Origin of the sequence: Arthrobacter zhangbolii, from assembly GCF_022869865.1 — a bacterium.
Classification (GTDB): Bacteria; Actinomycetota; Actinomycetes; order Actinomycetales; family Micrococcaceae; genus Arthrobacter_B; species Arthrobacter_B zhangbolii.
On record NZ_CP094984.1, the window covers coordinates 1,535,020 to 1,557,172 of the forward strand.

The 22,153-nt window shown below is 65.9% G+C and carries 19 protein-coding genes; 10 read left to right on the plus strand and 9 right to left on the minus strand.

The features are described 5' to 3' along the window. Window position 1: 1 nt before the first annotated feature. On the plus strand, window positions 2-343 hold the full coding sequence (locus tag MUK71_RS07065; RefSeq protein WP_227902195.1) for a hypothetical protein: 342 nt from the start codon (window positions 2-4) through the stop codon (window positions 341-343). After that, entirely contained in the window at window positions 340-1,077 is a 738-nt protein-coding gene (locus MUK71_RS07070; RefSeq protein ID WP_227928002.1) for a DUF3159 domain-containing protein, read from the plus strand. The genes MUK71_RS07065 and MUK71_RS07070 overlap by 4 nt, the downstream gene beginning before the upstream one ends. On the opposite strand, the gene MUK71_RS07075 is transcribed toward MUK71_RS07070, so the two are convergent. Together MUK71_RS07075 and MUK71_RS07080 are read right to left on the minus strand one after the other, a co-directional pair. Next, on the minus strand, window positions 966-1,751 hold the full coding sequence (locus tag MUK71_RS07075; RefSeq protein ID WP_227928001.1) for a potassium channel family protein: 786 nt from the start codon (window positions 1,749-1,751) through the stop codon (window positions 966-968). The two genes, MUK71_RS07070 and MUK71_RS07075, sit on opposite strands and share 112 nt — an antisense overlap. Beyond that, a complete protein-coding gene (locus tag MUK71_RS07080) occupies window positions 1,748-2,422 on the minus strand; it encodes a potassium channel family protein (RefSeq protein ID WP_227902192.1) in 675 nt (224 codons plus the stop codon). Before MUK71_RS07080 ends, MUK71_RS07075 begins: the two co-directional genes overlap by 4 nt. Before the next feature lie 157 nt (window positions 2,423-2,579). Between MUK71_RS07080 and MUK71_RS07085 the strand changes: the two genes are divergently transcribed. The 6 genes from MUK71_RS07085 to MUK71_RS07110 all read left to right on the plus strand — a co-directional run bounded on the left by MUK71_RS07085 (window position 2,580) and on the right by MUK71_RS07110 (window position 11,418). Next, window positions 2,580-3,869 (plus strand): class I SAM-dependent RNA methyltransferase, encoded by a 1,290-nt coding sequence (locus tag MUK71_RS07085; protein WP_227928000.1) that lies wholly within the window; start codon window positions 2,580-2,582, stop codon window positions 3,867-3,869. Window positions 3,870-4,156: 287 nt separating this feature from the next. Continuing rightward, complete coding sequence (acnA, locus tag MUK71_RS07090) at window positions 4,157-6,982, plus strand: aconitate hydratase AcnA (protein ID WP_227927999.1); 2,826 nt, start codon at window positions 4,157-4,159, stop codon at window positions 6,980-6,982. Between the two features lie 174 nt (window positions 6,983-7,156). Then, entirely contained in the window at window positions 7,157-9,130 is a 1,974-nt protein-coding gene (gene dxs, locus MUK71_RS07095; RefSeq protein ID WP_227902189.1) for a 1-deoxy-D-xylulose-5-phosphate synthase, read from the plus strand. 50 nt (window positions 9,131-9,180) lie between these two features. Beyond that, window positions 9,181-10,035: an SDR family oxidoreductase gene (locus MUK71_RS07100; protein WP_227902188.1), complete on the plus strand. Its 855-nt coding sequence runs from the start codon at window positions 9,181-9,183 to the stop codon at window positions 10,033-10,035. 48 nt (window positions 10,036-10,083) lie between these two features. Then, the gene (locus tag MUK71_RS07105; protein WP_227902187.1) at window positions 10,084-10,401 is read left to right on the plus strand and encodes a hypothetical protein; all 318 of its coding nucleotides are present in this window, start codon (window positions 10,084-10,086) and stop codon (window positions 10,399-10,401) included. Between the two features lie 39 nt (window positions 10,402-10,440). Further along, window positions 10,441-11,418 (plus strand): aldo/keto reductase, encoded by a 978-nt coding sequence (locus tag MUK71_RS07110; protein WP_227927998.1) that lies wholly within the window; start codon window positions 10,441-10,443, stop codon window positions 11,416-11,418. Between the two features lie 324 nt (window positions 11,419-11,742). Here MUK71_RS07110 and MUK71_RS07115 read toward each other — a convergent pair whose 3' ends face one another. Both MUK71_RS07115 and MUK71_RS07120 read right to left on the minus strand, forming a co-directional pair. Beyond that, window positions 11,743-11,976, minus strand: coding sequence for a hypothetical protein (locus MUK71_RS07115; RefSeq protein WP_227902185.1), 234 nt, complete (start codon window positions 11,974-11,976; stop codon window positions 11,743-11,745). A gap of 59 nt (window positions 11,977-12,035) precedes the next feature. After that, on the minus strand, window positions 12,036-12,701 hold the full coding sequence (locus tag MUK71_RS07120; RefSeq protein WP_227927997.1) for a TetR/AcrR family transcriptional regulator: 666 nt from the start codon (window positions 12,699-12,701) through the stop codon (window positions 12,036-12,038). Between the two features lie 101 nt (window positions 12,702-12,802). Here MUK71_RS07120 and MUK71_RS07125 point away from each other — a divergent pair, with 101 nt between their 5' ends. Beyond that, the gene (locus MUK71_RS07125) at window positions 12,803-13,714 is read left to right on the plus strand and encodes an SDR family NAD(P)-dependent oxidoreductase (protein ID WP_227927996.1); all 912 of its coding nucleotides are present in this window, start codon (window positions 12,803-12,805) and stop codon (window positions 13,712-13,714) included. A gap of 180 nt (window positions 13,715-13,894) precedes the next feature. On the opposite strand, the gene MUK71_RS07130 is transcribed toward MUK71_RS07125, so the two are convergent. Continuing rightward, window positions 13,895-16,024, minus strand: a complete 2,130-nt coding sequence (locus MUK71_RS07130) for a 3-hydroxyacyl-CoA dehydrogenase NAD-binding domain-containing protein (protein ID WP_227902182.1) — start codon at window positions 16,022-16,024, stop codon at window positions 13,895-13,897. Next, entirely contained in the window at window positions 16,024-17,238 is a 1,215-nt protein-coding gene (locus tag MUK71_RS07135; RefSeq protein ID WP_423723495.1) for a thiolase family protein, read from the minus strand. The genes MUK71_RS07130 and MUK71_RS07135 overlap by 1 nt, the downstream gene beginning before the upstream one ends. A gap of 494 nt (window positions 17,239-17,732) precedes the next feature. Between MUK71_RS07135 and MUK71_RS07140 the strand changes: the two genes are divergently transcribed. Continuing rightward, window positions 17,733-18,488 carry an alpha/beta hydrolase fold domain-containing protein gene (locus MUK71_RS07140; protein ID WP_269436307.1) on the plus strand — a complete coding sequence of 252 codons (756 nt, stop codon included), beginning with the start codon at window positions 17,733-17,735 and terminating at the stop codon, window positions 18,486-18,488. On the opposite strand, the gene MUK71_RS07145 is transcribed toward MUK71_RS07140, so the two are convergent. From MUK71_RS07145 to MUK71_RS07155, 3 genes are all read right to left on the minus strand, one after another. After that, window positions 18,433-18,837, minus strand: coding sequence for a phage holin family protein (locus MUK71_RS07145; RefSeq protein ID WP_227928086.1), 405 nt, complete (start codon window positions 18,835-18,837; stop codon window positions 18,433-18,435). The two genes, MUK71_RS07140 and MUK71_RS07145, sit on opposite strands and share 56 nt — an antisense overlap. A 108-nt stretch (window positions 18,838-18,945) precedes the next feature. Further along, window positions 18,946-21,534, minus strand: a complete 2,589-nt coding sequence (locus MUK71_RS07150) for a LuxR C-terminal-related transcriptional regulator (RefSeq protein ID WP_227927994.1) — start codon at window positions 21,532-21,534, stop codon at window positions 18,946-18,948. Window positions 21,535-21,626: 92 nt separating this feature from the next. After that, window positions 21,627-22,004, minus strand: a complete 378-nt coding sequence (locus MUK71_RS07155; protein ID WP_227927993.1) for a PLDc N-terminal domain-containing protein — start codon at window positions 22,002-22,004, stop codon at window positions 21,627-21,629. Window positions 22,005-22,153 lie beyond the last annotated feature (149 nt).

Genomic DNA, 22,153 nt, shown 5'->3' on the forward strand with positions numbered 1-22,153 from the left:
GGTGCCAACAGCCTACGGTTCCCCCCACTTCGTCAGCGTCAAGTCCCTGCCGCCACGCGGCAGGGCCTACTGCCGCGGTTACGTATCAGCCATCACGGTTGCGCCGGCCACCGAGCCGCCGCGTTTCACGGCGATGGTGGAGGATTCCATGGCGGCGTACCGCAGCTCCCCGCTGAAGCCCCGCCCCAAGGTGCGGCTCATCTGGGTTGGCCAGCGCCGCGTTCCCGGCGTCGAGGCAGGGACCTCCCTCGCCTTCGAGGGTATGGTCTCGACGGTGGACGGCTATCCCACAATCTTCAACCCGAGATACGAAATCATTGGACGCCCGGAGGCCGACGCATGAGCACCCAGAAGGACCCCGGTGAAGGCCAGCCGGATTTGAACCAGCTCGCGGGACAGTATGCCGCCCGGGCAGGCATGGAACGCCGCGAAGACGGCCAGATTGACGTCCTGAAATCCGTGGGCGGAATCCGCGGACTGGCTGAAGCAATTGTCCCGGGCCTGCTGTTTACGCTCCTCTACACCGTGGGTGCCGCGCTGAACCTTGCCCTGGGTGCAGCAGTGGCAGCCGCGGCGGTCTTTTCCATTGCCAACCTGATCCAGCGCCGTCCGCTGATGCAGTCCCTGACCGGGGTGGCCGGCGTCGCGATCTGCGCGTTTGTTGCCCTTCGCAGCGGTGAGGGCGCCACCTACTTCGTGCCCGGGTTCTACCTCAACGCGGCGTACATCCTGGCCTTCCTGGTTTCCATCGCCGTGAAGTGGCCCGTGGCCGGCCTGCTCTTCGGATTCATCCGGGGCGAGAACCTCGACTGGCGGGCCGTGCCGGTGCGGATGAAGGCCTACATCTGGGCCAGCTGGATCATCGTGGCGGTCTTCGCGCTGCGGCTGGCAGTCCAGCTGCCGCTGTACCTTGCGGACAACGTTGCCGCCCTGGGCACCATGCGACTGGCCATGGGCGTACCGCTCTATGCGCTGGGATTGTGGCTGGCCTGGGTGGTTTCCCGTCCCGCGGCCATTGTTTCGGACGGCTCCGGATCCGATGCCCCGCCGGAAACAGGGTCCGCGTCCGCTCCCTGACCGGCACGCTGATCGGCGCCGGGGGCCAGTACGGCACGCAGATCATCCTCCGCCGCGATGGTGGTGATGAAGAACAGTTCGTCGCCGGGTTCGACGACGTCGTCGTTGCTGGGGGTGATGGGCACGTCGTCGCGCAGGATGGCCACCACCGTGGCATCCAGCGGCCAGTCGATGGAGCCAAGGGTCCGTCCGGTCAGGTGCGAATCCGCGGGGACGGTGAATTCCACCATCGAGGAGACACCGGTCTGCAGCGTCAGCAGCCGGACCAGGTCACCGATCTCCACTGCCTCCTCCACCAGGGCCGTCATCAGCCGCGGGGTGTTAACGGCTACGTCCACACCCCAGGAGTCATCAAACATCCAGTCGTTCTTGGGGTTGTTGACCCGGCCGACCGTCCGCGCCACCCCGAACTCGCTTTTGGCCAGCAGCGAGACCACCAGGTTCACCTTGTCGTCACCCGTGGCCGAGACCACGACGTCGGCATCTTCCAGCTGGGCGTCCTTGAGGGTGGTAAGTTCGCAGGCGTCGCCAATGAGCCAGCGCGCACCGCGCAGCCCGCTGCGGCCCACGCACTCGGGCTTCTCATCAATGAGCAGCACATCGTGCCCGTGCGAGAGCAGTTCCTTGGCAATGGAGCTGCCCACGCTGCCGGCACCGGCAATCACAACTTTCACGGGGACTCCCTGATCGGTTCCTTGGAGAGGATTTTGCTGATTTCCGCCGTCCGGTCCACGGACATCATGGCGTGCAGGACGTCGCCCTGCTGGTAACTGCTGTCCGGGCGGGGGAGTATTCCCTCCCCGAAACGCGTGACGTAGGCGATGCGGACTCCTGCTGCGGCTTCGATACCGGAGAGTGAGCGGCCCAGCCAGGCCTCGTGCAGCGCCAGTTCGCCCAGGATCAGCCGGCCGGAAGACTCCCTGAAATCACCGTTGATGCTCTGCTCGGGCAGGATCCGACGCAGCACCTGGTCAGCGCTCCAGCGCACCGCGGCCACCGTGGGGATACCCAGCCGCTGGTAAATCTCCGCGCGTCCGGGATCATAGATACGGGCAACCACGTGCCCGACATGAAAGGTCTCGCGGGCAACCCGGGTGGCCAGGATGTTGGAATTATCACCACTGGATACGGCGGCGAAGGCATAGGCTTCCTCGATGCCGGCAGCCTTCAGCGTGTCACGGTCAAACCCGACGCCGGTAACCTTGCGGCCGGTGAAGGTGTGCCGCAGGCGCCGGAAGGCCCGCTCGTCCTGGTCGATAATGGCGACCGAATGGCCGGCATTGTCCAGGGTGTGCGCCAGGCTGACGCCCACGCGCCCGCACCCCATGATCACGTAATGGGCCAACTGCCCTACCTCGGTTTCGGTTCGGTCCTTGGTGACTGTTCCACAGATGAAAAACAATCAACGCCAGCTTAGTCCTGCCCGGGGCCCAAATAGCACAGCGCCCGGCCCTCGTGGTGAGATGGACTTTTAGGCCCCTTGAAGGAAGTACAGCCACACCATGTCGATTGAACTCACCGTAGAAGCACCTGCCCACGGCGGCCATTTTGTTGCCCGCCACGAGGGCCGCGTTGTTTTTGTCCGGCATGCCCTGCCGGGGGAGCGGGTCAGGGTCCGGCTGACGGAGTCCGGCGAGGACGCCAAATTCTGGCGTGCCGACGTCGTTGAGGTCCTCGAAGCAGCCGAGGGACGCCGCGAGCATTTTTGGAAGGAAGCGGACGCCCTGCGGGCCGCGGCGCGGGGAAAGCTGCCGGTGGGCGGGGCCGAGTTTGGCCACATTGACCTGGCCGTCCAGCGCCGGCTGAAGGCGGAGATCTTCGCCGAGCAGCTGCGCCGCCTCGGTGGAACCGAGCTGGCACCGGAGGTGGAGCCGGCGCTGGATGAAAGCAGCGACGGACTGGGCTGGCGGACCAGGGTCAGCTTTTCCGTGGCACCGGGCGGGCGCCTGGCCATGCACGCCCACCGTTCCGATGAACTGATTCCGGTTCAGGACATGCCCCTCGCCGCGGAGGCCATCAACAGCCTGCACCTCTGGGAGACCGACTTCTCCGGCGTCGAACGTGTGGAGGTTGCCGCCCCTGCCGCTGGCGGCCAGCCGCTGGTCCTGCTCATCCCGGCCGCGGGAACCCACCCGCGCACCCTGGGCCGCATCGCCGGCAGCCTGCCCGACGGCGTGTCCGTGGCGGCGTGGAACCCGGAAAGCCATGAACTGACACGGCTCAAGGGACGGACCTGGGTACAGGAGACCGTGCTGGGACAGGACTACCGGGTCACCGGTGCCGGGTTCTGGCAGATTCACCGGTCAGCCCCGGAAACCCTGACGAAGGCGGTCCTGGCCGGCCTCGATGTGCAGCCAGGGGACGCCGTCGCGGACCTGTACGCCGGAGCCGGACTGTTTACCGCTCCGCTGGCGGGAGCTGCCGGGGAATCCGGGCGCGTCCTGTCCGTGGAAGGCTCCCCGGGCACCAGCCGGGATGCCCGCAAGAACCTCTTCGCCGCGCCCCAGGTCCAGATTCACCAGGGCCGGGTGGACAAGGTGCTCCGGGACGCCGGAAAGCTCGACGTCGTCCTGCTGGATCCGCCGCGCGCCGGAGCCGGAAAAACCGTGGTCCGGCAGATTGACGCAGCCGCCCCCCGGGTAGTTGGCTACGTATCCTGCGACCCGGCGTCGTTCGCCCGGGACCTGGGCTACTTCCGCAGCGCCGGGTGGGAACCCGAAACCCTGCGGGTATTCGACCTGTACCCGCACACCCACCACATGGAGTCCTTCGCGGTCCTCCGCAAGGCCTGAAACAGGCGCCCGCAGGGGGAATGGAAAATACGTCACGCCGCGTCGTGGCCTATATCTCCTGCGGGCGTCCCTGTAAAGGCTAGGATGGGAGGCAGTTGTCCAGTCCTGCGCCATTAAGGAAGTTTCCCGTTGTTGGGGGAAGCCGATACCCGGGCAGGGGGCCGTTCGGCAGGGAAATGAACCACCGGTTTCCCTCGCAGGTCCCTTTGAGTCGCTGTTAGGAATACCTAACTGGCGGGCAGTAGTGAGCTGGACAAAGATAACAAGGTGGCGAGAGGAGTCCTGTTATGACTAATGTGGACAGCTTCGGATCCAAAGGCGTCCTGGACGTTAATGGTTCCGAGTATGAAATTTTCCGGCTGAATTCCGTCGAAGGCGCCCAGAGCCTTCCGTTCAGCCTCAAGGTCCTGCTGGAGAACCTGCTCCGCACCGAAGACGGTGCAAACATCACTGCGGACCACGTACGTGCCCTGGCGCAGTGGGATGCAGAAGCAGAGCCCAGCACCGAAATCCAGTTCACCCCCGCCCGGGTGATCATGCAGGACTTCACCGGCGTTCCCTGCATCGTGGACCTGGCGACCATGCGCGAGGCCGTTGCCGATCTAGGTGGCGACCCCAAGCGCGTGAACCCGCTGGCACCGGCCGAAATGGTCATTGACCACTCGGTGCAGATCGATGCCTTCGGCAACGCCGGCGCCCTGGAGCGCAACATGGAAATCGAGTACCAGCGCAACGGCGAGCGGTACCAGTTCCTGCGCTGGGGCCAGACGGCATTCGATGACTTCAAGGTTGTTCCCCCGGGAATGGGCATTGTGCACCAGGTCAACATTGAATACCTGGCCCGCACCGTGATGACGCGTGAAGTTGACGGCGTCCTGCGCGCCTACCCCGACACCTGCGTCGGCACCGACTCCCACACCACCATGGTCAACGGCCTGGGCGTCCTGGGTTGGGGTGTTGGCGGCATCGAGGCCGAGGCAGCCATGCTCGGGCAGCCCGTCTCCATGCTCATCCCGCGCGTTGTCGGCTTCAAGCTCACCGGTGAGATCCCCGCCGGCGCCACCGCCACCGACGTCGTCCTGACCATCACCGAAATGCTGCGCAAGCACGGTGTTGTCGGCAAGTTCGTGGAGTTCTACGGCGAGGGTGTCGGCGCTGTGCCGCTGGCCAACCGCGCCACCATCGGCAACATGAGCCCGGAGTTCGGTTCCACGGCCGCGATCTTCCCGATCGACGACGTGACCCTGGATTACCTGCGCCTGACCGGCCGCTCCGAGGAGAACGTAGCCCTCGTGGAGGCCTACGCCAAGGAACAGGGCCTCTGGCACGATCCGTCCAGGGAGATCAAGTACTCCGAGTACCTGGAACTGGACCTGTCCACCGTTGTCTCCTCCATCGCCGGACCGAAGCGTCCGCAGGACCGCGTGGAGCTGACCAACGCCAAGACGCAGTTCCGCAATGACCTGAAGAACTACGTCCACGAGACCGTTGAGGCGGAAAACGGCACTGTAGACGAGACCCTGGAAGAAACCTTCCCGGCCTCGGATGCTCCGTCCTTCAACGCCAACGCCACGCACGTCGAGGATCACCAGCACGACCTGGTTGCCGAAGCCGATGCCCCGGCCAAGCGCGCCAGCAACTCCGTGCCGGTCACCATGGCGGATGGCCGCAGCTTCGAGCTGGACCACGGTGCCGTGACGATCGCCTCGATCACCTCCTGCACCAACACGTCCAACCCCTCCGTGATGATGGCCGCCGCCGTGCTGGCCCGCAACGCGGTGGACAAGGGCCTGGTCTCCAAGCCGTGGGTCAAGACCTCCGTGGCCCCGGGCTCGAAGGTTGTCACGGACTACTACGAGAAGTCCGGACTGATCCCGTACCTCGAGAAGCTGGGCTTCTTCGTGGTCGGCTACGGCTGCGCCACCTGCATCGGCAACTCCGGTCCGCTCGAAGAGGAAATCTCCGACGCGATCAATGAAGCCGACCTGGCCGTCACCGCGGTGCTCTCCGGTAACCGCAACTTCGAAGGCCGCATCAACCCGGACGTGAAGATGAACTACCTGGCCTCCCCGCCGCTGGTAGTCGCCTACGCCCTGGCCGGCACCATGGACTTCGACTTCGAGAATGACCCGCTGGGCCAGGACGAAGCCGGAAACGACATCTTCCTGAAGGACATCTGGCCGAACCCGGTTGAGGTCCAGCAGATCATCGATGCCTCCATCGATAAGGAAATGTTCTCCAACAGCTACGACACCATCTTCGAAGGTGACGAGCGCTGGCAGTCCCTGCCCACTCCCGAAGGTGCAACCTTCGAGTGGGATACGGAGTCCACGTACGTCCGGAAGCCCCCGTACTTCGAGGGCATGAAGGCACAGCCGGAGCCCGTCTCCGACATCGAGGGCGCCCGCGTCCTGCTGAAGCTGGGCGATTCGGTCACCACCGATCACATCTCCCCGGCCGGCTCCTTCAAGTCCGACACCCCGGCAGGCAAGTACCTGCTGGAGCACGGTGTGGCCCGCAAGGACTTCAACTCCTACGGCTCCCGCCGCGGCAACCACGAAGTCATGATCCGCGGTACCTTCGCCAACATCCGCATCAAGAACCAGCTGCTCGACGGCGTTGAAGGCGGTTTCACCCGTGACTTCAGCCAGGCCGACGCTCCGCAGGCTGCCGTTTACGATGCCGCGATGAACTACCAGGCTGCCGGCACCCCGCTGGTCGTCCTGGCCGGCAAGGAATACGGTTCCGGCTCCTCGCGTGACTGGGCCGCCAAGGGCACCGCACTGCTGGGTGTCAAGGCTGTCATCGCCGAGAGCTACGAGCGCATCCACCGCTCCAATCTCATCGGCATGGGCGTCCTTCCCCTGCAGTACCCGGCCGGCGTCAACGCCGAGTCCCTGGGCCTGACGGGTACGGAAACCTTCGCGGTTGAGGGTGTCACCGAGCTGAACAACGGGAACACTCCCAAGACTGTTCGCGTCACGGCCACCCCCGAAAACGGCGAAGCCATCACCTTCGATGCGGTCCTGCGCATTGATACCCCGGGTGAAGCCGACTACTACCGCAACGGCGGCATCCTGCAGTACGTGCTGCGGCAGATCTCCGCTAAGTAGCAGCAACCAGCACCATTGTCAGGACCCCGCGTCCCCGATCCGTCCAACGGGCGGTCAGGGCACGCGGGGTCCTGATGCGTTGGTGGGGGAACCGCGCAGTGCACACTGGGCGTTAGAGTTAACCATTGCGACGGTGTGCAGTGCCGCCGACTACGACTCAAGGGAGGCACCCTGTTGGGACTTCTGGAAACAATCCGGGACCCTCGGGACCTCAGCAGGCTTTCGCTGACACAGCTGAAGCGGCTTGCTGAAGAGATCCGTTCGTTCCTGATCACCAACGTGGCACAGACCGGCGGCCACCTCGGCCCGAACCTGGGCGTGGTGGAACTGACCATGGGCATCCACCGGGTCTTCGATTCGCCGCGGGACAGCATCGTCTTTGACACCGGCCATCAGTCCTACGTGCACAAAATCCTTACCGGCCGCCAGGACTTCGGAACGCTGCGGCAGCAGCACGGGCTTTCCGGCTATCCGTCCCGCGCGGAATCCGTGCATGACATTGTGGAAAGCTCGCACGCCTCCTCGTCCCTGTCCTGGGCAGACGGTATTTCCCGGGCCCGGCAGCTGAACGGCGAGAGCGATCGCTACACCGTGGTGATGGTGGGCGACGGCGCCCTGACCGGCGGCATGGCCTGGGAGGCACTGAACAACATTGCGGCGGACCAGCGGCGCCGCGTGGTGATTGTGGTCAATGACAACGGCCGATCCTACGCGCCGACCATCGGCGGCCTGGCTGACTACCTGGCCTCGCTGCGCCCCACCATTGACGCCGTGCGCACGCACCACGCCTACGAGAACACCCTGGGCTGGTGGCGGGACCGGCTGCAGCAGGGCGGCCCCGTGGGCCGTTTCACCTACCGCAGCCTGCATGCCGCCAAGAAGGGCATCAAGGACTGGTGGTCCCCCCAGGGCCTCTTCGAGGATCTGGGCATGAAGTACGTGGGCCCCATCGACGGACACGACCTCGACGCCGTCGAACGCGCACTGCTCAAGGCCAAGAACTATGCCGGTCCCGTGATTGTGCACGCCATGACGGAGAAGGGCCGCGGCTACGCGCCTGCCCGCGCCCACGAAGCTGACCAGTTCCACGCCGTCGGCATTATCGATCCCGAGACCGGCGCACCGGTGGAACCGGGCGGCAAGGAATCCTGGACCTCCGTCTTTGCGACGGAGATTGCCCAGATAGCCGACGAGCGTCCGGACATTGTCGGTATCACCGGCGCCATGCTGATCCCCGTGGGCCTGCACCGTTTCGCGGCAAAGCATCCGGACCGCGTGTTCGACGTCGGCATCGCCGAACAGCATGCCCTCACCTCGGCGGCCGGCATGGCCTTCGGCGGACTGCACCCCGTCGTCGCCCTGTACGCCACGTTCCTGAACCGTGCCTTCGACCAGCTGCTGATGGACGTTGCCCTGCACAAGGCCGGCGTCACCATTGTGCTGGACCGTGCCGGGGTGACCGGACCGGACGGCGCCAGCCATCACGGCATGTGGGACATGTCCATGCTGCAGATTGTGCCCGGCCTGCATCTGTCCGCACCCCGGGACGCCACCCGCCTGAAGGAGGAACTGCGCGAAGCCGTGGCCATCTCGGATGCGCCCAGCGTGGTGCGGTTCTCCAAGGGCACCGTGGGCCGCGATATCGACGCAGTGGAGCGAACCGCCGACGGCGTGGACATCCTGGCCCGCCGGCACAGCGGCGACAGCTCGAACGACGTCCTGATTGTGAGTGTGGGGGCCATGGCCGGTATGGCCCTGGACGTAGCCGAGCGGCTGGACGCGCAGGGCATCAGCTCCACAGTGGTGGATCCGCGCTGGGTCTTGCCGGTGCCGCGGTCAATCATCCGCCTGGCCGGGGAGCACCGGATCGTCACAGTGATCGAGGACGGCGTGCGGGCAGGCGGGGTCGGTTCGCGGATCCGGCAGGAAATGCGTGCCGCCGGGGTGGACACCGCCCTGAACGAAGTCGGCCTGCCGGTCGAGTTCCTGGACCATGGCAGCCGCGGTGAGGTGCTTGAGCGGGTGGGACTGACGGCCCGGCAGGTTGCCAATGACATTGTCGCCCAGGTCCTGGGCACGAAGGTCCCGTTTGCCCGGCCCCTCCCGGGGCAGGAAATGCCCACAGGGCAGGTGCCCAAAATCCAGTAGCCGTGCAGGGACCCGTTAGCCGGGTCAACGGAAAAAGGGGTGTGAAAGCCATGGCTGATAACGTTCCGGCCCTCGCCGTCACGGGCGCTACTGGCGCCCTGGGCGGCGCCGTTGCCCGCCTGCTGGCCGAGTCAGGGGTGCGCCAGCGGCTGCTGGCCAGGCACACCGCCCGGCTGCCCGAGCTGCCGGACACTCCGGTCTTTGCCGTTTCCTATCTGGACCGCGCGCAGGCGGTGAGCGCGCTGCGCGGCGTCCATACGCTCTTTATGGTGTCCGCAGCCGAAAGCCCGCACCGGGTTGAAGACCAGCAGACCTTCGTCGACGCCGCGGCGGAGGCCGGGGTGGACCACATTGTGTACACCTCCTTTATGGGTGCCGCGCCGGACGCAGTGTTTTCCCTGGCCCGGGACCATGCGGCCACCGAGGAGCACATCCAGGGCAGCGGCATGTCCTGGACGTTCCTGCGGAACTGCCTGTACCAGGATGTCCTGCCCACCTTCATCCAGCCGGACGGCGTCATCCGGGGACCCGCCGGAGACGGCCGGTTCGCCCCGGTAGCCAGGACCGACATTGCACGCACCGCCGCCACAATCCTCCTTGCCCCGGGGGAGCACCGGAACCGCACCTACACGCTCACCGGACCAACGGAGCTCAGCATGGCCGAAGTTGCGGAGGTCCTGACCCGCGTCTCCGGCAGCCATGTCGGGTATGAGAACGAAACCTATGAGCAGGCGATGGCCAGCCGGATGCAGGGGCATGCCGCCCGCTGGCAGGCGGAGGCCTGGACCAGCAGTTACCAGGCCATCGCCGCCGGCGCGCTCGGCCCGGCGAGCCCGGACATCGAGCGCCTCACCGGTACGGCTCCGCTGGCCTTTCAGGATTACCTGCTGGCCGGCCGTTACTGAGCGTAAGGAGACTGGGTGGCACAGCTCTCAGCGGATAGTCTTGGAGGCATGACTGATGGATCTGCGCCGGACATCCGCCGCTTTCTTGCCGAATGCACGGTAAGTGACCTGGACGAGGATGAAGCAACCCCCGTAGCCGATCTGTACGGCATGTACATCATCTGGAGTGAGCAGCAGGGTACGGACCCGCTGGCAGTGCAGGCCTTTTCCGCTGCTGTCCGCGAGGAAGGCATCGAAGCGGAGCGCCGGCGCAGCGAGCAGGTCTACACCGGCCTGCTGCCCACGGGAGCCATCCCCATCCAGTACATCCTCGAAACCGACAAGGCGCCCGGTCCCAACAGCGGCCTGGACATCTTCCCGGCATAGGACGCGGGCTCCGTCCCGGGCGGGTATAGCGTAGCTTCCATGACTTCTTACAACAGACTCGGAAACTCCGGCCTGACCGTGTCCACGGTAGGGCTGGGCTGCAACAACCTCGGCCGTCCGGGAACGCCCACGGAATCGCAGGAGGGGACCGACGCCGTCATCAGCGCCGCGATCGACGCCGGTATTACGCTTTTTGACGTTGCCGATACGTATGGCCGGACACCGGGGCTCAGCGAGGAAATGCTTGGCAGGGCCCTGGGCTCCCGGCGCGAGGACGTGGTCCTTGCTACCAAGTTCGGCATGGACATGCAGGGAGCCAACGGTGCCGACTTCGGTGCCCGCGGATCGCGCCGCTACATCGTGAAAGCAGCGGAGGCATCGCTCCGCCGGCTGAACACGGACTGGATCGATCTCTACCAGTTCCACACCCCGGACCCGCTGACGCCGATCGAGGAAACCCTCGCTGCCCTGGATGATCTGGTCACCAGTGGCAAGGTGCGGTACATCGGACACTCCAACCGTGCCGGCTGGCAGATTGCCGAGGCGGAATTCGTGGCCCGGATGGGCGGCTACACGCCGTTCATTTCCTCGCAGAACCACTACAACCTGCTGGACCGCCGGGCCGAGCTGGAAGTTACTCCGGCGGCTGAGGCGTATGGTTTGGGCGTGCTGCCCTATTTCCCACTGGCCAACGGCCTCCTCACCGGAAAGTACAGCAGCGGCCAGGCACCCGAGGGGAGCCGGCTCACGCACTCCCGGACCAATCTCCTCGAGAACGCCGATTTTGAGCAGCTGCGGGAGTTCGGCCGGTTCGCCGCCGAGCGCGGCCTCACCGAGGTGCAGGTGGCCTTCTCCTGGCTCGCAGCGCAGCCATCCGTGGCCTCCGTCATTGCCGGTGCCACCAAGGTGGAGCAGGTGCAGCAGAACGCCCAGGCCGCGGATTGGGTGCCCTCGGAGAAGGATTTGGAAGAACTGGACCGGATCTTCCCGAAGACGCCGAAGGTTGCTTTGTTCTAGGCGCTTCTCGTCACCTTGTGCGGCCGGAGGGTCCGGAACGGCGGCAACGAAAATTCTTGCTCGCAGAGCTCGCAGAAATTATTAAAGCCGCCTAACCCGGCCCCTCCGGCCCTTGCGGACGCCTACTCCGGGCCCTCCTGCCCCTGCCGCGCGCCTACTCCGGCCCCTTGCGCACGCCTACTCCGGGCCCTCCTGCCCCTGCCGCGCGCCTACTCCGGCCACTTCGGGCAGCCCCGGTGGTGGCGGGGCGTTAGTCCGGTTTTCACTTCGGTGGCGTCTAGGTAGGCCTGGAAAGACATGCTCTTGCCCCTGGGACTCTGATGGCTAACGGTCAGTGTTCCTTTGCCCGCGCCAATAATCGTCACGCTGCCGTAGGGCAAGGCGTGCCAGCAGGGTGACGAAGGCCCCTGCCAGTGCCAGCGACAGACCGGCCATCAGCCAGTTCCAGGGCTCGTCAAAGGGTAGGAGAATAACCAGCCAGAAAGAAACACAGGCACTAAGCAGCAGCGCAACCATCCGTTTGGCACGCTTCTGCGACCATGCCGGCTCCTGGCTCATGGAGCGAGATTAGCGCCGGGGCTGTGTCCTGACCAGAGCAAACCGCGCGCCTTGCAGGCTCACGCGCGCGGCAATACCCCAACGAGCGCGGAGGTGAAAGCCATCTGCAGCGCGTCCTGCAAATCCACGTTCAAAACACCCAGGGCGGGCTCCTCGGCGTAGGCGGCAAGCAGGGTGGGCGGGGCAGGTACGTAGGACGAGAGGGCGCCGGCCGTGATGAGGCTCGTCAGGCAGAATTGTTGCGCAGCGTCACCAAGCTCGGGCAGGTGGCGACGGATCAGGCCCGTCATGGTTTCCAACCGGGCCAGGGATGACCGCTTATGCCGCTTCGCCACCTCCACCGAGATGTTGCGTTCCAGGACACCGCCCTGCGCACCGAAGAGGTCGCACAGCACCGGACGTGCGCCCAGGGAACGGCTGAGGATGTCCGCCAGCTGATCCGCGCGGGTCTCCGGTGCCGCCGACGGCTCAATCGCTGCTGTCAGTTCCTCTGCCAACCCGGCAAGCCACGTCCCCAGGAAATCATCGAGCAGTTCGAGCAGCACCGCTTCGCGGGACTCGAAATAGCGCAGGACATTCGACTTGGCCAGCCCCACCCGCCGGCTTAGCTCGTTGAGGCTCACCTCGGCTACCGGCATTTCCTCCAGCATGGCAGCCGTGGTGTCCAGGATCGCCCGACGGCGGGCTTCCTTCTGTTCTTCGCTGCGTGCCCGTTGGAAAGTCACGGCCCCAGCCTAACTTATAGACCGGCGGTCTATTGACTTTAGACCACCGGTCTTTTAGCGTCGTCACCACGTAACAGACCTACGGTGTTTGAGGAGCTGGAATGAACGGCACATGGGATGAACAAAACGTCCCCGATCAGCGGGGGCGGGTGGCGGTAGTGACCGGCGCCAACACCGGGCTGGGCTTCGAAACTGCCAAGGTGCTTGCTGAGCACGGTGCCACGGTGGTCCTGGCGGTGCGCGACCTGCAGAAAGGCAAACAGGCGGCCGCGGGCATTGCCGGCGACGTGACGGTCCAGGCGCTGGACCTGACGTCCCTGGATTCCATCCGGTCCGCTGCCGAGAGCATCAGGGCTGCCCACCCGCGCATAGACCTGCTGATTAACAATGCCGGGGTGATGTACACACCCAAGCGGACCACGGCGGACGGCTTCGAGCAGCAGTTCGGTACCAACCACCTTGGGCACTTCGCCCTGACCGGGCTGCTGCTGGACCGGCTGCTGCCGGTGCCCGGCTCGCGCGTGGTGACGGTCAGCAGCACGGGCCACCGGATCCGTGCAGCCATCCATTTCGACGATCTCCAGTGGGAACGCTCGTATAACCGTGTGGCGGCCTACGGCCAGGCCAAGCTCGCCAACCTCATGTTCACCTATGAACTGCAGCGACGGCTGGCTTCCTACGGCACAACCATTGCGGTGGCCGCCCATCCCGGCGTGTCCAACACCGAACTCATCAGGAACACACCTGCAGCGCTCCGGATTCCGGTCTCCTGGCTCGCTCCTGTGCTCACCCAGACGCCGGCGATGGGCGCCCTCCCGACCCTGCGTGCGGCTACCGACCCGAACGTCACCGGCGGCCAGTACTACGGTCCGGGCAACCGCTCCCAGACGCGCGGCTTCCCAAAGCCGGTCACGTCCAGCCCTGCCTCCCACGACCAAGCGATCCAGCAACGCCTCTGGACCATCTCGGAGGAACTCACCGGAGTAACCTTCCCTCTGGCACCACGGACCTGACCCGGCGAGCGTTACAGACCCGCCCGGTCGCTCACGGGACGATTAAAACGAGAGCGCCGGACGGACCGGGTTAGGCGGCTTTAATAATTCCTGCGAGCTCTGCGAGCAGGGATTTTCGTTGCCGCCGTTCCGGTCCGCCCGGCGCGGACGCTAGGCGCGGGCGATACCTAAGGCGAAAGGCTAAGCAGCCACAGCCGCCTCATGGAACTTCTTGCCGTTGACCCGCTCGGACGCACCGACGCGGTCCAGGTACGGCGTGATGCCGCCCAGATGCATCGGCCACCCGGCGCCGAGGATCATGCACAGGTCGATGTCTTCGGGACCTGCCACGACACCCTCTTCGAGCATGAGTCCGATCTCCTCGGCCAGGGCGTCCTGCGTGCGGCGCAGGACTTCCTCGGACGTCGAGGGGGTGGTGCCGAAGTCCAGCATCGCCAGGGTTTCCTCCGGGATGTAGGCGTTGCCGTCTTCATCCTTCTGCCACAGGGACTTGATGCCGGCGTCGATGATCTTCTGCGAGTTCTTCGAGAGCCAGAACCGTTCGCCGAAGGCGCTGTGCAGGGATTCCTGCACGTGCTGACCCACCGGCAGGCCTACCAGGGCCAGCAGGGTGAACGGCGACATCGGCAGGCCCATGGGGCGCAGGGCGTTGTCTGCCGTGGCGGCGTCCGTACCCTCATCGAAGACGCGGGTGATCTCACCGAACATGCGGCCCAAAATACGGTTCACCACAAAGGCGGCGGCATCCTTGACCAGCACAGCGGTCTTCTTCAGCTGCTTGGCGAGGACAAACGCAGTGGCCAGGACGGCGTCGTCGGTCTTCGGAGCACGGACAATCTCCAGCAGCGGCATCACTGCCACCGGGTTGAAGAAGTGGAAGCCCACCACGCGCTCGGGGTGCTTGAGGTCTGCTGCCATTTCCGTCACCGAGAGCGAGGAGGTGTTGGTTGCCAGGATGCACTCGGGGGAGACCACGGCCTCCACCTCGGCGAAGACCTGCTTCTTGACCGACATCTCCTCGAAGACGGCTTCAATGACGAAGTCGGCGTCGGAGAAGGCCTCCTTGGACACCGAGCCGGTGACCAGTGCCTTGGTGCGGTTGGCGGCGTCGGGGGAGATGCGCTTCTTGGCAAGGAGCTTGTCCACCTCGGCGTGCACGTAGCCCACACCCTTGTCCACGCGCTCCTGGTCGATGTCCGTCATCACCACGGGCACCTTCAGCTGGCGTGCGAAAAGCAGGGCCAGCTGGCTGGCCATCAGGCCTGCGCCAACCACGCCCACCTTGGTGACCGGGCGGGCAAGCTTTTTGTCCGGAGCGCCGGCGGGACGCTTGCCGCGCTTCTGGACCAGGTCCAGGAACGCGTAGACGGTGGAGCTGAACTGCGGCGTCTGCATCAGTTCGGCCAGGGCGTCGCACTCGGCTTCGCGGGATTCCTCGCGCGTCCAGGTTTTGCCGTTCTCCAGCAGGTCCAGGACCTTGGCCGGCGCCGGTGCGGCGTTGGAGGTCTTGGCCTCCACAAAGGCGCGGCCCTTGGCGACGGCGGCGTCCCATGCCTCGCCCACGGCAGCCGGCTCGACGGCATTGGGCCGCTGTACCTGCTCCTCGCCGGTGATGACGCGGGCGGCCCAGGTGAGGGACTGCTCCAGGAAGTCGGCCGGTTCGAACAGGGCGTCGGCGATGCCCAGGTCATAGGCAGCCTTGCCGTTCAGGGTGCGGTTGTTGCTCAGCGGGTTCTCGATCATCACCTTGACGGCGTTCTCGGGCCCGATCAGGCGCGGCAGCAGGTAAACCCCGCCCCAGCCCGGAACCAGGCCGATGAAGGCCTCGGGCAGGGAGATCGCACCGGCGCCGGTGGACACCGTGCGGTAATCGGACTGCAGGGCAATTTCCAGCCCGCCGCCCAGTGCCACACCGTTGATGAAGGCGAAGCTGGGCACACCCAGGCTGCCCAGCTTGGCGTACACGTCGTGTCCCAGGCGGGCCATGGCGTAGCCGGCTTCGAAGTCGGAGATGCCCTTTACCGCGGACAGGTCGGCACCGGCCACCAGGTAGAACGGTTTGCCGGTGACGCCGACGCCGACAATCTCGCCGGCCTCGGCGCGCACCTTGAGCTCGTCCAGCTTTTCACCGAGTTCGAGCAGGGTGTTCGGGCCCAGCGTGGTGGGGCGGGAGTGGTCGACGTCGTTGTCCAGGGTGATCAGCGCGAAGGTGCCGGCGTTGCCGGGCAGCTGGACGTCCGAGACATACGAGTGGGTGACAACCTCGGTGGGGAAGAGGCCCGCGAGGCGCTGGTAATCGGGAGCTGACATTACTTCGTTGCCTCCGTGGAATCGGTGTTGTAGTCGGGGTGGTTCGGGTTTTCCCAGATCACGGTGGCACCCATGCCCAGGCCGATGCACATGGTGGTCATGCCGTAGCGGACGCTCGGATCTTCCTCGAACTGGCGGGCCAGCTGGTTCATCAGGCGCACGCCCGAGGATGCCAGCGGGTGCCCGACGGCGATGGCTCCGCCGTAGCGGTTAACCCGGGGATCATCATCTGCAATGCCGAAGTGGTCCAGGAAGGAGAGCACCTGGATGGCGAAGGCCTCGTTGATTTCGAACAGGCCGATGTCCTCGATGGACAGGCCGGTCTGCTTCAGCACCTTTTCGGTTGCGGGAACCGGTCCGTAGCCCATGACCTCGGGCTCGACGCCGGCGAACGCGAAGCCGACCAGGCGCATCTTCACGCCCAGGCCGAGTTCCTCGGCAGCTTCGGCTGAGGCGAGCAGGGCGGTGGTGGCGCCGTCGTTCAGGCCGGCGGCGTTACCTGCCGTGACGCGGCCGTGGGCGCGGAACGGGGTGCGCAGCTCGGCCAGGTCCTCAACTGTGGTGCCCGGGCGCGGCGGCTCGTCCACAGTGTTCAGGGTCCAGCCGGTGCCGGGCTTCTTGGTGGCAACCGGTACCAGGTCAGGCTGGATCTCGTTGTTGGCGTAGGCCTTGGCGAGCTTCTCCTGGCTGGCGGCGGCGTACGCGTCAGTGCGTTCCTTGGTGATGTTCGGGAACCGGTCGTGCAGGTTTTCTGCGGTATTGCCCATGTTCAGGGCGGCCGGATCCACCAGCCGCTCGGTCATAAAGCGGGGATTCGGATCGGCGTCCTTGCCCATCGGGTGGTTGCCCATGTGCTCCACGCCGCCGGCGATGACGACGTCGTAGGCGCCGAAGCCGATGCCCGAGGCAGTGGTGGTTACGGCGGTCATGGCGCCGGCGCACATGCGGTCGATGGCGAAGCCGGGCACTGTGCGGGGCAGCCCCGCGAGCAGGGCGGCGGTGCGGCCGATGGTCATGCCCTGGTCACCGGACTGGGTGGTGGCGGCAATGGCTACTTCGTCGATCCGTTCCGCGGGGAGGGAGGGGTTGCGGCGCATCAGTTCGCGGATGCACTTGACCACCAGGTCGTCTGCACGCATTCCGGCGTAGATGCCCTTTTCACCGGCCTTGCCGAACGGAGTCCGTACTCCGTCTACGAAAACTACGTCCCTGATCTGCCGTGATCGGCTTTGTGGGCTCACGTACTTACTCCTCTTTGAGATATGAAACGGAACAACGTCCGACTCGATGTTACTCGTGAGTAACATAGGCCGCAAGGACCGCGGGCGCCACTCAGGGAGCGAATCCGCTATGACGTGGATCATGCAGGTCCCGCCACCGACCCTACCCACATACCGCCGGAAACCGCAGCAGGATTTCCGCTGCTACCGTGGTCCGATGGATGCCGTTGCCGATCCCGCGCTGGCGGCGTGGCTGACCGAAGTGCGCGCCGCTCCCGCCATCGCTTGCGCAGATACGCCGACTGCGCGCCCCGCGACCGCGGGAAGCGGGCCCGGGACTGTCCGAGGTACGCGGGATCGAAATCCCCGCCCGGGAGGACCCGATCGGCGAACGCCGCGGCGGCGGAACGCGGGCGGGGACCGGAAGTATTACGGACCATGTCCCGCTCCGGGCACGGCTGTACCGCTCCGGCCCCGACGCGCTGCCACTGACGGTTTTTGTGCATGGCGGGGGATTTGTCTTTGGTGGCTTGGAGTCCCACGACCGGCTGTGCCGCAGGCTCGCACTGCTGGCCGGCACCGCGGTTCTGGCAGTGGACTACCGGCTGGCGCCGGAGCATCCTGCTCCCGCCGCGGTGGACGACGTCATGCGGGCATTGGAATGGGTGGCGTCCCGGCCGAAGGAGCTGGGGCAGCTGCTGCCGGGGACAGGCCTGGCAGGAGACAGCGCCGGCGGGCTGATTGCCTATCTGGCGGCCTGCGGGCTGGCCGGCACGCCGGCACTGCCTGATGTGTTGTTTCTGGCCTACCCGAATGCCGATCTCAGTCTGAGTCTGCAGAGCGTCTCTGAGAAGGGGGAAGGCTGGGGGTTGTCCGTGCAGGACCTGGCGTTCTACATTGCCCAATGGGTTCCGGACGCGTCGCTGCTGGGGAAGTTCAGTCCTGTGGAAGTGGCCCGGGCGCAGCCGTTGCCGGTCCGGACGCTGCTCGCGACCGCCGGACACGATCCCCTGCGGGATGAAGGGAAGCTGCTGGCCGAAGAACTGGCCCGGGGCGGCACCGACGTCGAGTATCGGCCGCATCCTGACCTGGTGCACGGGTTCCTGACCCTCGACGCCGTCTCGCCTGCTGCCCGCCATGCCGGCGACTCCCTGCTCGCTGCCTACGGTTCGCTACTGTCGCACACCGCTATGCTGCGGCGGGACCGGAACGCCCCGCCGGATGCGCCGAACGGCGCGACGTAAGCCGTTGATCCACCAATGCACCCACAGCGCTGGCGACCCACAGGATCAGAGCGGATAAAAGCCAGTCGCCAATTCCGGTGACCGTCACACCGCCCGGGAAAAGGCCCGCTATCAGCAGGGCAAGAAGAGCCGCAATCAGCCCGGTTCCACCCAGGAACGCCGGTGCGTAGCGGTGCGCCGCCTTGGAAACCAGCGGGGTCAGGACCGCCTGGGCCAGGACAACAACCACCACCGCCACCAGGAAACCGGGCAACTGGATGTCGAAACCGGACACCCACCACAGGCTCAGCAGCAAGCCTGCGCAGGCAGCCAGAATCTGGATCCCTACGGTGCTCAGGATGTTTTTCATGGTGTTCACCCGCCTGCCGAAAAGGCTGTTTGTGCCATTCCCACAAGGCTAGGGCTGCAGGGCGGGTCCGGGACCACCCTCATGGGGTGAGCCGCCGGGCTGCGGAAACTAGGCGACATGGCCGTGCCTGAACGCTGCTTCCACTGCGTCATGACGGTTGGTCACACCGAGTTTTGAATACAGGATACGGACATGGGTTTTGACCGTATTGACTGACAGCTGCAGGTCTTCTGCCACTTGTCTGAGCGAAAGGTGAGAGGGGAGAAGCGTAAGGATTTCCAGTTCACGTGGTGTGAGTGCGCTGATATTCTCCGGCGTCCGCTGCTGCAGCACCGTGCGTACCGCCGCCGCTTCCGGCCCGTGACCGCCCACCCGCTCCATCAGCAGGGACCTTACCTCCGGTCCCGCCCCCGCCAGGGGCCGCAGGACGTCCAGGTCCACAGCCTTCCGCAGTGCCAGGGACAGATGCCCGACGGCGCGGGCCCGCTGCCCGTTGCGCAAAGCGGTTAGACACTCCAGCAGGGGAACTTCCACTGCAGTCCAGGCCAGCAACGCGGGAAGGCTTTCCTCCCGAAGCTGGCGCAGGTGATGCGCCGCTGACTCCGCCCTGCCGGCGGAGTCAGCGGCGGCAGCACGGAGCAGGCAGAGTTCCGCGGTTCCGCCGAGCGGCCGTTGCGCCCAGTCCAGGACTTCGCCGGCCCGCCGGGGATAGCCGTGGGACAGAGCTGCAGAATGCTCGATAAGAGCAGTCCAGGCACTCAGTGCACCGGCGAAGGGCGCCTCGGGGTCGAGCATAAGCCGGGCGGCGAGCAGGCCGTCCAGCCCCCGCTGCACCTCACCGAGGTCAAAAAGGGCGCCCGCTTCCAGCAAGGCGGCAGCAGAACGCATCGCTGCGCCGAGCCCGGCGGGGGTGGGCTCAAGTGCGTCGAGGTTCCCCGCCGCATCGACTGCCAGGTTATGGGCTGAGACGGGCTCCAAACGGAGGAGCGCCTGGCCGGCGTACACCAGGCTGACGGCTGCATGCCGGGGACCGGGCTGCCGGACGCGGGCCGGGGATCGGGCGCGGGCATCCCGCAGCAGGCCGGCCGCCCTGCGGTTGTTTCCCTGCAGCTGGGCCCCGATGGCCTGATCAAACAGGCTCCTGCCGGCCAGATAACCGTTGTGGACAGCAGCTGCCTCGGATAAGGCTTTCGCAGCGGACTCCTGGGCAGCGGAATAGCGTCCGCTGCCGAGCAACGCCACAGCATTCGCCAGTGTCGCCTCGATCCGGATGCCCGGAAGGGCGGCGGCGGAAAGCGCTGCCGGGCGGACCCCGGATCCGGGGAATGGCCGGGACCAGCCGGAGCTGAATAAGGTGCTCCGCGCCTGTACGAGTTCACGAAGTGCCTCCGACTCGCGAGGCATTGCCGACCGCCAGGCAAGGTCTGCCGCCTGCAGGTACCGGGAAGCCGCCGTCGGCTCCAACTGCACCGAGTGGGCCAGCGACGCGATCAGGCTGAGTCTGCCATCCGAGGTGACTTCGGCGTCGCCCAGCAGCGACAGTGCAGCGAGCACGGCATCCGATTCCCCGGAGTGGACCAGATCGGCGCCGTGGTGGGCCAGGACGGCTGCGAGGTGGGGCCCCTCACCGGACGCTGCCGCATGGCGCAGGCATGCCGCGGCGCTGCCTGCGGTGCTGTGCCAGGATGAGGCTCGGCGGTGTAGCCGGCGAAGCCCGGCGGGATCGGCCCGCCAGAGCATTTGCAGCAAATGCTGCCGCAGAACCGGACGCAGCACGAACGCCTGCTGCCCGCGGCGCTGAATCAGGCCCTGCGTGGCGAGTCGGCCCAGAATGGTCCCGGCGTCCGGAACCCCGCAGAGCGCAGCCGCCTGGGCAGGCTCACTCGTGCCGCAAATACACGCAGCCGCGATCACCCGGATTTCCGTCAGCGTCAGCGCGGGCAGTACCGTCCGGTCCAGGTAGGCAGCAATCGTCCCGCTCCGGTCCTCCACGGCGGGGCGGGCAGGGGATCGGTCGCCTTGCAGGTATCCCAGTGCGAGGGCGGTGCACGCAGGCCAGCCGCCACAGTCCGAATGGATCTGCCGGACGGTGCGTTGCCCTGCACCGGGAACCGCCAGGGCGGCCAGAGCGGAGGTCTCCGCAGCGGAGAAGGCAAGGTCCTCGGCCCGCAGGTCCAGGAGGCGGAAGGCAAGGCGGGCATCGGTCGCGTCTATGGCGGTGCTGTCCCGCGTGGCAACAATGACTTGGAACGGGACGGGGTCCCGGTTCAGCAGGGCGCGGAACCACGACTCTCTTTCAGCCGCCCTGAAACCCTCAACGGCGTCGAACACCAGGCGGATCCGGGACCCGGTGAGTTTCCGGGTGAGGAATGCCAGGGCATCATCCAGGCCGCCGGGCGGCTGAAGTGCGCCCGCATTCCCTTCCGGCACAACCCGTGCCGCCTGCAGGCCGGCCATAATGGCCGGCCACACCGTGCCGCCGTCCCGCGGAACCACCCACACCGGCTGTGGCCTCAGTGTGCCGGACCATTGCCGCAGCAGCGTGGTTTTGCCGTATCCGGGCGGGGCCGCGATGAGAACCGGACCTGTGGTGCCGCCCAGGCGTTCGAGAAGGTGTGGGCGGGGGATAAGCGCCGGAAGCGTTCCCCTGGCGGAAGGTGCTGCCGCGGGCTGGGGGTGGGCCGCTGAAGTCTCCACCGTGCGATTCTAGGTCCCTCCGGACCAGTTTGACCCGGCGGACTGCGATCGGGTGCCGGTACTTCGGGTGCCTGTACTTCGGATGCCGGTACTCAGGACAAGGCCAGGGATTTCAGCCGCTCGAACTCCGGCTCAGTGATCTGTCCTTCTTCCAGCAGATCGTGTGCGGACGCAATCTGCTGTGCCGGCGACGTGCTGTCAGCTACCCGCCGGATATAGCTTTCGTTTTGCTCGGTAACTTCCCGGGCCCTTTGTTCGCTGCGCAGGGCCATGCCCCGGCCCCGGGCGATGATGTAGGCCAGCGCTGTAATAAACGGCGCGAAAAAGAGGAAGAAAACCCATACCGCCTTCGCGAATCCGCCCAACTCCCTGTCACGGAACAGATCGGAAATGATCTGAAACAACAGGATCAGGTAGGCCACGAAGAGGAACGCAACAACAATGCTCCAGATCGATTCCCAAAAAGTCATGGCTCAGCTCTCCTTTAGGTTCACCTATGGCGGGACCGGAGGTGCGGGGGTGGGATGCAGCGGCCGGACAATGCCACGGAGGTGATGCTCCATTGTGGAGCCGGTTTACAGGCGGATGAAACGGTTCCGGAAAACCGAAAAGGCAGGCG

Excerpts from the sequence above, each read along its gene's own strand:
- MUK71_RS07145 (WP_227928086.1), bottom strand. The coding sequence starts at position 18,837 with ATGAAAAACATCCTGAGCACCGTAGGGATCCAGATTCTGGCTGCCTGC.
- MUK71_RS07125 (WP_227927996.1), top strand. The coding sequence starts at position 12,803 with ATGAACGGCACATGGGATGAACAAAACGTCCCCGATCAGCGGGGGCGG.
- MUK71_RS07085 (WP_227928000.1), top strand. The coding sequence starts at position 2,580 with ATGTCGATTGAACTCACCGTAGAAGCACCTGCCCACGGCGGCCATTTT.
- MUK71_RS07155 (WP_227927993.1), bottom strand. The coding sequence starts at position 22,004 with ATGACTTTTTGGGAATCGATCTGGAGCATTGTTGTTGCGTTCCTCTTC.
- MUK71_RS07130 (WP_227902182.1), bottom strand. The coding sequence starts at position 16,024 with ATGTCAGCTCCCGATTACCAGCGCCTCGCGGGCCTCTTCCCCACCGAG.
- acnA (WP_227927999.1), top strand. The coding sequence starts at position 4,157 with ATGACTAATGTGGACAGCTTCGGATCCAAAGGCGTCCTGGACGTTAAT.
- MUK71_RS07110 (WP_227927998.1), top strand. The coding sequence starts at position 10,441 with ATGACTTCTTACAACAGACTCGGAAACTCCGGCCTGACCGTGTCCACG.
- MUK71_RS07105 (WP_227902187.1), top strand. The coding sequence starts at position 10,084 with ATGACTGATGGATCTGCGCCGGACATCCGCCGCTTTCTTGCCGAATGC.
- MUK71_RS07100 (WP_227902188.1), top strand. The coding sequence starts at position 9,181 with ATGGCTGATAACGTTCCGGCCCTCGCCGTCACGGGCGCTACTGGCGCC.
- MUK71_RS07115 (WP_227902185.1), bottom strand. The coding sequence starts at position 11,976 with ATGAGCCAGGAGCCGGCATGGTCGCAGAAGCGTGCCAAACGGATGGTT.
- MUK71_RS07070 (WP_227928002.1), top strand. The coding sequence starts at position 340 with ATGAGCACCCAGAAGGACCCCGGTGAAGGCCAGCCGGATTTGAACCAG.